This is a genomic window from Oceanirhabdus sp. W0125-5 (assembly GCF_027938815.1).
GTDB lineage: Bacteria > Bacillota > Clostridia > Clostridiales > Clostridiaceae > Oceanirhabdus.
In genome coordinates, this window is sequence record NZ_CP115913.1 from 4,032,045 (window position 1) to 4,044,884 (window position 12,840).

General features: G+C 28.2%; 1 protein-coding gene. It reads right to left on the minus strand.

Annotation, left to right across the window (positions count from 1 at the left end):
• Positions 1–46: 46 nt before the first annotated feature.
• Complete coding sequence (locus OW730_RS18875; RefSeq protein WP_271225607.1) at positions 47–12,742, minus strand: non-ribosomal peptide synthetase; 12,696 nt, start codon at positions 12,740–12,742, stop codon at positions 47–49.
• Positions 12,743–12,840 lie beyond the last annotated feature (98 nt).

Sequence of the window (12,840 nt, forward strand, 5' to 3'; positions counted from 1 at the left end):
CTTTATGGGGTGGAATTTAATTTTAACTATTATATAAAGAACATTATTATTTTTTATCAAGAAACTCTAAAATAGTTTCTCCTAACTTATCTACATAAGGCGGCAATAAAATTGTACTGTGATTTCCTTGAATTTCTTGATATTCTAAAACCTCTCCTGTCATTTTACTCCATGATTCTTTATTAAATAAATGATGCTCAGTTTTTGATGCCTTAACAACTAATGTTGGAGTTTTAACCCTTTTAGCTAAGTAACAATATCTGCACTTAGGCATTAATTCTTCACAGAAGAATTTTAAAATTTTCTTTCTATCACTAATTATATCCATCTGTCTTTCCTTAGAAATTCTATGTTTCTTTCCAATTAAATCAGTAAATCTTTTGATAGTATAGTTTTTATCTTTATTTGTTATCCTACGCCAAAAGTCTACTGTATTTAATACTCCTCTTAAAATATCGATTATTATATGGATTTTCTTTTCTACAAAAGCTTCTTGATCTATTTCAATTAGTGCACTTACCTCTTCGCCTTGCATTTCAAGTATACTTACTATATCATATGCCAAATATGTTCCGATACAAAATCCAGCAATTATATATGGACCTTCATTTTGAATTTCTCTTATTTCTCTGATATAGTCAGTTGTCATTTCATAATAACTTTCTGGTAGTGGCTCACTACCATTTAATCCTTTTGGTTGAATTCCATAAACACTATAATTTTCTTCTAGTAATTTTGCTAAATGCCTGTAATAAAATATGTCTCCATCTCCACCATGGACTATAAATATTTTCTTATTACTAGTGCTATTATTGATTTTAAAAATATGATTACTTCTTTCACCATTAACACCTCTCTGAATTATAAATTCAGATAAATCAGCTATGGTCTTATGAACCATTAAATTTGCTGGTGTGATTTCAATCTCCAATCTATTTTTAATTTCATTAGCAACTTGTATTATATTTATTGAATTTCCACCTAATTCAAAGAAATCATCATGTACATATATTTCATTTAACCCAAGCACACCTTTCCATATCTCAGCTATTACATTTTCATGTAAACTTCTTGGTAATATGCTTTTTTTGCTATAATTCGTAATTTTAACATTGCAAAGAGCTTTCTTATCAACCTTCCCATTCGAATTTAATGGAATCTCGTCCATTTTTATGAAGTGCGCTGGAATCATATATTCAGGTAGATCTTGTTTTAAATAGTTTCTTAATTCTACGGCATCAAAAGAATTATTACATACTAAATAGGCACATAAATACTTCTCCTCATTCTTGTTACTTCTTGCTAATACTACTGCTTCTTTTATATTGTCATGACTAGTCAATCTATTTTCAATCTCTCCAAGTTCAATTCTAAAACCTCTTATTTTGACTTGGTTATCTATTCTTCCTAAAAACTCTATTTCTCCATCTGGCAACCATCTAGCTAAATCGCCTGTTTTATACATTATTTCCTCAAGTCTATATGGGTTATTTACAAACTTTTCAGATGTTAACTCAGGTCTATTTAAGTATCCTCGAGCCACGCCATCTCCAGCTATACACAATTCTCCATGAACTCCAACTGGCACAATTTCATTGTTACCATCAACAATATATATATCTGTATTACTTATTGGTTTTCCTATAGTTATTTTTTGTTGATTTTTAAGGAGTTTAACAGTAGACCATATTGTCGTTTCAGTTGGTCCATAAACATTGTAAGCTTTTAGATTTTCATAAGCCTTTAAATCATTTAATAAATTAATTGGTAATTCTTCCCCTCCAACTAATATTACTTTCATACCTTTTAAGGTCTTTTGAAATTTGCTGCTAGCTAAAAGTAACTTTAATCTTGATGGTGTACTTTGCATAATTTCCACATTATTTTGCTCAATGATATTGCTTAAATTATCACCATCATTATGTTGCTCTTCGCTTGCAACTACTACTTTTAAACCTTGTGTTAAAGGAACTAAAGTCTCCAATCCAAATATATCAAAAGAAATAGTTGTAATACATAGTATACTTTTATATTCTGTTAGATTTATTTCTTTACTTATGCCATGCGCGAAGTTATTAACTTGCCTATGCTCTATCATAACTCCTTTAGGTTTTCCTGTAGATCCTGATGTATAAATTACATAAGCTAAGTCATTATTCTTACTTATTTTTTCTAGATTATTTCTATTTCCCTTAAAGATTCCTCCATCAGTAATATCTATAATAGTTCCTTCGAATTTTAATACTTCAGCAAATTCATTAGTTGTAACTAGTATTTCTACTTTTGCATCGTTAATTGTATATTCTATTCGCTCTTTAGGATGCTTAGGATCAATTGGTAAATATGCTGCTCCTGCTTTCAATATTCCCATTATTCCGATTATCATTTCAACTGATCTTTCCACCATTATCCCTACTATGGAATTAGCTTGTACTCCTTTACTTCTTAATAATCTAGCTAATTGATTTGATTTTTCATTTAATTCACTATAGGTTAGCTTTTTATCTTTAAATACAAGAGCTATATTATTTGGAGTTTTTTCAACATTATCTTCAAATAATTCATGTATTGTCTTATCTTTAGGGTAAACTGATCTAGTATCATTAAAATTATATAATATTTCTTTCTTTTCTTTATTTGTTAACATTTGTATTTCCGAAAGCTTAGCTTGAGGATTTTTACATATACTCTTTAATATTTCTATAAAGTGTTTGCTCATTCTTCTGATAGATTCTTCTTTAAATAACTTTGTACAGTATTCAAAAGTAAATCTTACTGTTTTTTCCTCTACTACAGCATTTATAGTTATATCAAACTTTGATATCTTACTTTTAACATTTTGGGGTTTTAGTAATAGTCCATCTAAATCTAACTTTTTTCCATAGCTAATGTTTGTCATGTTAAACATTACATCAAAAAGTGGATTTCTGCTAGTATCTCTCCTAACTTGCAGCTTGTCTATTAATTGTTCAAACTGGTAACTTTGATTTTCATATGCTTTTAGTGAATTTTCTTTTACTTCTTTCAAGAAATTAATATATGTTTTTTTCCTACTTGGTTTATTTCTCAAAGCTAAAGTATTAACAAACATACCAATAATATTCTGGAGGTCTGCATGTGTTCTTCCTCCAATCGGAGTCCCTATTACTATATCTTCTTGACTACTGTATTTTGAAAAAAGTACGTACATCGTAGAAAGCAATACCATATGCATAGTGCTTCCACTTTCTTTTGCTATCTTTTTTAAGCCCTTTGTGGTTTCTTCGTCTATTTGGAATCTAATACTATCTCCTTCAAAACTTTTCATTATTGGCCTTTCATAATCATAAGGCATATTTAATACTGGTACTTCATCCTTAAATCTATTAATCCAGTATTCTTCTTGCTTTTTCATTTCATCTGATTTTAGAAATTTATTCTGCCATTCCGAAAAATCTTTATATTGTATCCTTAATGGCTTCAAATTAATCCCATTATATAGACTAACAAACTCTTTAATTAATAGGCTCATTGACATCCCATCTGAAATTATATGGTGCATATCAATTAACAAATAATGTTTTCCTAAACTCTCTACAATCTCAGCTCTAAATAATGGAGCTTTTTCCAGCTCAAAAGCTTTTAAAAAGCTTTTTATAATGTTTTCTGGCTCTTTTATGTCCACTGACCTATTTTTTAACTTAAATTCATATTCTGCATCTATCTTTTGTATTATTTCTCCTTCACTGGAATGGAAGTAAGTTCTTAAAGCCTCATGTCTTGCTACTAATTTCTTAAAGGCGTTATCAATTCTTTCTTTGTCAATTTTTCCTTCTAGTTCAAACATAACTGGCATATTATATGCTGTGCTATCTTTCTCAAACTGTTGAAGAGTATATAACCTTTTCTGTGCTGATGATGTTTCATAGTACTCTTTTTCAACTGCTTTTTCTATTGTCTTATATAGATTTTCACTACTGTTTTCAATATATTCACTTATTTCTTTTATAGTTGAATTCTTAAATAACTCCTTCAATGGTATTTGAACATTTAACTCTTTATGGATTTTATTTATAAGAACTATTGCTTTTAAAGAATGTCCTCCTAAGTCAAAGAAATTATCATTTATACCAATTTTATCCACTCCTAATATTTGGCACCATAGCTCCACCAACTTTTCTTCTATCTCATTTGTTGGAGCTATATATTTAGTTATCATACGTTCATTTATATCAGGTTTAGGTAATGCTTTTGTGTTTATTTTACCATTGACTGTCAAAGGTAATTCATCAATTTGAATAAAGTATGATGGTACCATATATTCTGGCAAACTCTCCTTTAAGTAATCTCTTAATAGCGAATTATCAATCTCTTCTTTACAATTAACATAGGCACATAAATACTTCTCATTGTTATCAGTACCTCTTGCTAGAACAACTGCTTGATTTATATTTTTATGGCTTAGCAATCTATTTTCTATCTCACCAAGTTCTATTCTATAACCTCTTATTTTAACTTGGTTATCTACTCTTCCTATAAATTCTATATTCCCATCTGGCAACCATCTAGCTAAATCACCTGTTTTATACATTCTCTCCCCTTGTTCAAATGGGTTTTCAATAAACTTTTTATTTGTTAACTCAGGTCTGTTAAGATATCCTCTGGCTACCCCTTCCCCTGATACGCATAATTCACCTGGAATCCCAATGGGAACAATTTTATTTTTAGAATCCAATATTAAAACCTTTGTATTTGATATTGGCTTTCCTATTAAGACTTTATTACTACATTCATTGAACTCATGTATAGTAGAACATACACTATTTTCTGTTGGTCCATATTCATTATAAAGTTTTGTATTACTTAAAGTTTTAAAATGTTTTGATACAACATCTTCATGAATACTTTCTCCTGCAACTGTAATCTTTCTTAATGAAGTTACTTCATTTAAACATTCCTCTAATAATGTACTATAAAATGCTGGTGTAATAAGAAAGTTTGATACATTATTCCTTATTATAGTTCTTTTTAAATACTCTATATCCAATCTCTTTTCTTCATTAACTAATACTAACTTAGATCCAGATATTAAAGGTGTCATAATATCTTCAACAGAGCTGTCAAAACTAAAAGATGGTATTTGTAAAATAGCGTCATTGCTATCAAACTTATAATATTCTTTTCTCCATAACAATGTATTCCTTATATTTTTATGCTCAATAAGTACTCCTTTTGGATTTCCAGTTGTTCCAGATGTGTATATAATATAGGCTAAATTTTTACAATTGTTATTTATTGTTAAATTACTAGTATCTCCTTTATATATCTCATTATCTGAAACATGTAATACATCCCCTTCAAAATCAATACTCTTCGAAAATTGTTTTTTTGTTAATAATAGCTTACAATCACTATCTTTAAGCATATATTCTATTCTTTCTATAGGCGATGCAGGGTCAATTGGTAGATATGCTCCACCTGATTTTAAAACACCAAGAATACTAACAATCATTTCAATTGATCTTTCAACCATTATTCCAATTATATTTTCGGCTTGCACCCCATTTTTCCCTATTACTCTAGCAAGTTGATTTGCTTTTTCATTTAGCTCTCTGTAAGTAAACTTTGTATCTTTAAATATTACAGCAATATTTTCAGGTGTCTTTTCTACTTGTTCTTCAAATAATTCTTGTATTTTCTTGTCCCTTGGATAATCTATTTTTGTGTTATTAAAATCATAAAGAATTTGATTCTTTTCTTTTTCTGTAATAATTTCTACTTCTGAAAGTTTAATATCGCAATTTTTACATATACTCTTTAATATTTTTATATAGTGTTTACCCATTCTTCTTATAGTATCTTCTTTAAACAACTTTGTACAATATTCAAAATCAAGTCTTACTGTGTCATAATCTTCCATTGCTTTTAGTGTTAAATCAACTTTTGATATATTTTGTCCAGTAATAAATTGTTTTAATACAAGCCCATCTAATTCTAAGTCCTTACCATAGTCAATATTAGTCATATTAAACATTACATCGAAAAGTGGGTTTCTACTAAGATTTCTTCTTACATTCACTTTTTCAATTAACTCTTCAAACTGATAACTTTGATTCTCATATGCATTTAATGAATTTTCTTTTACTTCCTTCAAGAATTCACTGTATGTCTTTTCTCCACTTGGGTAATTTCTCAATGCTAATGTATTAACAAACATCCCCATAATATTTTGAATGTCTGCATGTGGTCTTCCTCCTACTGGTGTTCCTACTATTATATCTTCTTGTCTACTATATTTTGATAATAATATAGTAAATGCAGACATTAATACCATATGCATGGTACTTCCACTTTCTTTTGCAATCTTTCTTAAGCCCCTAGTTATTTCTTCATCTACTAAAAAGCTTATATTATCTCCTTCAAAATTCTGAATTAATGGTCTTTCATAATCATAAGGCATATCTAATACTGGTATTTCATCATTAAATCTTTTAGTCCAGTATTCTTCTTGTTTTTTGATTTCTTGTGATTTCAAGAATTTATTCTGCCATTCAGCAAAATCTTTGTATTGAATTCTTAATGGTTTCAGATCACTTCCATTATACAAACTTACAAACTCTTTAATTAATATACTTCTTGATATTCCATCTGAAATGATATGATGCATATCTATTAATAAATAATTCTTTCCTTTACTTTCAATAATTTCTGCTCTGAATAATGGCGCATCTTCTAAATTAAAAATTTTTCTGAAATTTGCTATTGCATCTTCTATTTCATCTTCTTTTCTTATTAATAAATTAAATTCGCACTCACTATTTATCTTCTGTACAATTTCCCCATCAATAGTTTCAAAACATGTTCTTAATGCTTCATGTCTTTCAATTAATTTTTTAAAGGTATTTTCAATTTTTTCCTTATCTATTTTTCCTTCTAACTCATATACTACTGGCATATTATATGCTGTACTTTCTTTTTCTAGTTGTTGAAGAGTATATAATCTTTTTTGTACTGATGATACTTCATAATATTCTTTTCCTTCTGCTTTTTCTATTGTTGAATAGAAATTCTTCCTGCCATTGGCTATATACTCACCAATTTCTTTTATAGTTGGACTCTTAAATAATTCTTTTAATGGCAATTCTGCATCTAGTTCTTTATGAATTTTACCAATAACTACTGTAGCCTTTAAAGAATGTCCTCCTAAATCGAAGAAATTATCATTTATTCCTATTTTATTAATCCCTAACACTTCGCTCCATATCTCACCTATTTTTTCTTCTATTTTATTTCTTGGAGCCTCATACTCATTTAAACTTACATCATAATTTGGTTCCGGAAGTGCTTTACTATTAAGTTTTCCATTACTTGTTAAAGGAATCTTTTCTAAAAGTACATAATATGACGGAATCATATATTCTGGTAAGCCATCCTTTAGATAGTTCTTTAAATTCAGCTCACTTAACTCTTTATCACTTACCACATATGCGCATAAGTATTTATCATTTTCTCCCTTATCTTTTACTTGAACAACAGCTTCATCAACATACTCATGATGCAATAGTCTATTTTCTATCTCTCCAAGCTCTATTCTGAATCCTCTTATTTTAACTTGATTGTCTATTCTTCCTAAAAATTCTATATTTCCTTCTGATGACCATCTTGCCAAATCACCTGTCTTGTACATTAATTGATTTGATAAAAATGGGTTTTTTATAAATTTTTGTTGTGTTAAATTGCTTCTGTTCAAATATCCTTTTCCAAGACCTTCTCCAGCTATACAAAGTTCTCCAGGTATCCCAACTGCAGAAAGATTATTATCTTTATCTAATACATATGCCTTTATATTATTAAGAGGTTTTCCAATTATATTCTTAAAATCATTTAGTCTTTTTGCATCAATCATTGTAGCAATACACCCTATAGTGCTTTCTGTTGGTCCATAATGATTCATAAATTGAATTTTATTTCTATCACTTAAAAGCATAAATTTTTCTATATCTTTTATGTGTATTGATTCTCCTCCTAATATTATTAATCTTAGTTTGCAAGAATCATCAAATAATTTTTTTGTATCTTTACAATTAACAATCATATTGAACATTGAAGGTGTTATTTTAATATACGTGATATCTTTTTTAAGATACTCTATTAGTTTTACTGGATCTCTATAATTTTCTTCTGATAATATGTTTAATTTTATTCCAGTAACTAAAGCAGTATACAATGCAGTATATCCCAAGTCGAATGCATATGAAGATAACAATGCCGTTTCATCTTTTATAGTTAATGAAGCTTTTTTAATAATTGAAGTGCAATAATTAACTAGATTTGAATGCTTTATCATTACTCCTTTTGCTTTACCTGTAGTACCTGATGTATATATTACATATGCTAAATCATTGTGTTTATTAATTACATTTAAATTGCTATTATCACCTCTAAATATATTTTCATTTTTAACATCTATAATATGTCCATTGAACGCTAACCCCTTAACATGTTTATTAGATGTAACTAATAAATCTACTTCTGCATCCCGAAGCATATATTCGATTCTATCTTTTGGAAACTTTGGATCTATTGGCACGTATGCTGCTCCTGATTTTAGTATTCCCATTATTCCAATGATAATTTCTATTGACTGTTCTGTCATTAATGCAATTGTAGAATTAACTTTCGCACCATTATCTCTTAATACTCTTGCCAGTTGATTTGCCTTTTCATTCAATTCTTTATATGTTATTTGCTTATCTTCAAATGATGCAGCAATATTGTCTGGTGTTTTTAGTACTTGGTCTTCAAACAATTCAATAATAGTTTTTTCCTTAGGATAATCAGTATTTGTATCATTAAACTTATTTAGTATTTGACTTTTTTCTTTTTCAGTGATTACTTCTATATCTGACAACTTAGAGTTACTATTTTTACAAATACTATTCAGTATTTCTTTATAGTGTTCACCCATTCTTTGTATAGTTTCTTCTTTAAAAAGCTTTGAACAATATTGCAAGCTGAAATTAATAATCTCATCATTTTCTATGGCTGTTAAAGTCAGGTCAAATTTTGATACTTTTCTTTCATCCATGATTGGTTTTAATACAAGATTATCTAATTTCAAATTTTTACCATAGTCAATATTAGTCATGTTAAACATTACATCAAAAAGTGGATTTCTACTCATATCTCTTCTTACATTTAACTTTTCAATTAACTCTTCAAACTGATAACTTTGATTCTCATATGCTTTTAATGAATTCTCTTTCACTTCTTTTAAGAAGTCAATGTATGTTTTTTCTCCACTTGGAGTATTTCTTAATGCTAAAGTATTAACAAACATCCCCATAATATTTTGAAGGTCTGCATGAGGTCTTCCTCCAATTGGAGTTCCTACTACTATATCTTCTTGTCTACTATATTTTGATAATAATATATACATTCCAGACATTAGTACCATATGCATTGTGCTTCCGCTTTCTTTTGCAATCTTTCTTAAACCTTTTGTGATTTCTTCATCTACAAAAAAGCTTATATAATTTCCTTCAAAACTCTGAATTATTGGTCTTTCAAAATCACAAGGCATATTTAATACTGGTACTTCATCATCAAATCTATTAATCCAGTATTCTTCTTGTTTTTTCATTTCTTCTGATTTTAGGAATCTACTCTGCCATTCTGCAAAATCTTTATATTGAATTTTTAAGGGTTCTAGCACCACTCCATTATATAAGCTTACAAACTCCTTAATTAATATGCTTCTAGATATCCCATCTGAAATTATATGATGCATATCTATCAATAAATAGTTCTTTTCATTGCTCTCTATAAGCTCAGCCCTAAATAATGGAGCTTTTTCTAATTCAAACGATCTTCTGAAACTTTTTATGATACTTTCTAATTCTTCTTGATCTTCTCTTTTAATTAATATTTTAAATTCATATTCATTATCTATCTTCTGTACAATTTCACCATCAATAGTATCAAAATATGTTCTTAATGCTTCATGTCTTTCAACTAATTTTTTAAAGGTATTTTCAATTTTTTCCTTATCTATTTTTCCTTCTAACTCATATATAGCTGGCATATTATATGCTGTACTCTTTTTTTCAAACTGTTGAAGAGCGTATAATCTTTTTTGTGCTGATGATGCTTTATAATATTCTTTTTCTTCTACATTTTCTATTGAAGAATAGGAGTTTTTACTGCTGTTTTCTACATACTTACTTATTTCTTTTATGGTTGGACTCTTAAATAACTCTTTTAATGGTACTTCTACATTTAATTCTTTATGGATTTTACTAATAACTACTGTTGCTTTTAAAGAATGTCCTCCTAAATCAAAGAAATTATCATTTATACCTACTTTTTTAAACCCTAATACTTCCCTCCATATTTCAACCATTTTTTCTTCTATTTGATTTCGTGGAGCCTGATATTCATTTAAATTCACATCAAAGGTAGGTTCTGGAAGAGCTTTTCTATTGAGTTTTCCATTAGTTGTTATGGGCATTTTCTCTAAATATACATAATGGACTGGAACCATATATTCTGGTAAGCTTCCCTTTAGATAGTTTTTTAAAATTAACTGGCTTATTTCTTTTTCACTTACCACATAAGCACATAAATATTTTTCATTTTCTTTGTTCTCTTTTACTAAAACAACAGCTTCATTAACATACTCATGCTGTAATAGTCTATTTTCTATCTCTCCAAGTTCTATCCTGAATCCTCTTATTTTAACTTGATTGTCTATTCTACCTATAAATTCTATGCTTCCATCTGATGACCATCTTGCTAAATCTCCTGTTTTGTACATTCTTTGTCCTTTTTCATATGGGTTTTCTACAAACTTTCGTGCTGTTAGATCTGGTCTATTTAAGTAACCTCTTGCTAACCCGTCTCCAGATATACACAATTCTCCTTGTACTCCAACAGGTACTATCTTATTATCATTATCCAAGATGTATATTGATGTATTACATATTGGCTTTCCTATTGGTATATAATCAAGATTGTTCACATTTTGATAGTCAATTAAATACATAGTTGAATCAACACAACATTCTGTTGGACCATATACATTGCTTATTTTAACTGTATTGTATTTTAAATTTGTGAAAATATTTTTTACAATCTTAGGACTTAATGTGTCTCCACCAATAACAAAGTGTTTAATATGTAGATTACATTCTTTATTGATATAATTAGAGATCATGTTCATATGCATAGGCGTTCCATCTGATATTTCTATTTTATTGTCTATGTAATACTCTACAATTTTTTGACCACTTGTCCTAACTTCCTCAGGAGCTATAAATAATGTATTTCCATTAAACAATGCTCCAAAGATTTGTTTAACAGAAGCATCGAAGTAATATGGCGATAAAAGAGCTACTTTTAATCCACTATAATACATTGAATATATTCTTTCATTTAACGCTACAACCAAATTATTAACACTTCTATGTTCAATCATCACGCCCTTAGGCTCTCCAGTCGAACCTGATGTATATATTACATAGGCTAAATCGTTATATTTATTTATTATACTTAAATTGCTATTATCTTCTATATATATTTTTTCATTTAAAATATCAACTATATTTACAATATGTTTGAACTCATTGTTATAATTTTCTGTTGTTACTAATATATTAACTTCAGCATCCTTTAGCATATATTCAATACGACCCTTTGGTAAATTAGAGTCTAATGGTAAATATGCAGCTCCTGCTTTTAATATGCCCATTATTCCAACAATCATATCTAGGGATCTCTCAACTAAAATACCTACTATGCACCCCGAACCTATCCCCTTTTTTCTTAATACTCTACCTAATTGATTAGCTTTTTCATTTAACTCTCTATATGTTAACTGTTTTCCTTCAAATACTGCAGCTATATTATTTGGAGTATCTTCTACCTGTTCTTCAAATATTACTTGTATTGTCTTTTCCTTATTATAATCTAATTTTGTATTATTAAATTCATAAAGAATCTGCTCCTTTTCTACTTCTGTTAACATCTCTATATCTTTAACTCTTTCATCAAGTTTATTTACAATTTGACTTATTATTTTAAAATAATTTTGTCCAAATAATTCTATTGTTTCTCTTTCAAATAATTTAGAATTATATATAAAAGATATATCTATTGCATCATTATCTTTTTTATCAATACAAATTGTTATCTCATTCTTATTTGAGTTACATATATAATCAATATATTCACTGCTATGTAGTCTATTGGAAACAATACATATGGGCGTAATCTCCATTACATGATCGCATATTTTTGAATTTCTTAAAATATTTTCAATACTGTAATACTGATTTTCATAAGCTTGTACTATGTTTTCCTGTAATCCTTTCATTAAACTTTTAAGTTTTGTTTCCTTATTTAAACTACTCTTCAAAGGTAATACTTTATTTTTTATAATATCAATATCTTTCTTGTTAGCTATATATATTGGAATACCTATTATCGTCTCTTCTTTACCTGTATACTTATATAACTCTATATTTAATCCAGCAGCAAAAATAATAAATTCTAATAAATCATTTTTTTTAGATATTAATTTCAGTCTTTGATTTAATGTATTATCAATGGAAAAAGAGACTATATTCTTGATGTATTCATCTGCAGAAAAAAAGTCATATTTCAACCCATTTTTATTATCATTATCAAAGTCAATAGATTCCCAGTATTGCCTTGATTCAAGTACTTTTTCATTCATATTCGTTGATTTTCTGTCTTGTTTCATATTAACCCTCCATCATCTCCACCTTGTATTTCTTATTTGTTAGAGTTAAATCAACATAATGATTTAACTCTAACAAAGATAATTGATTTAGCTAAATA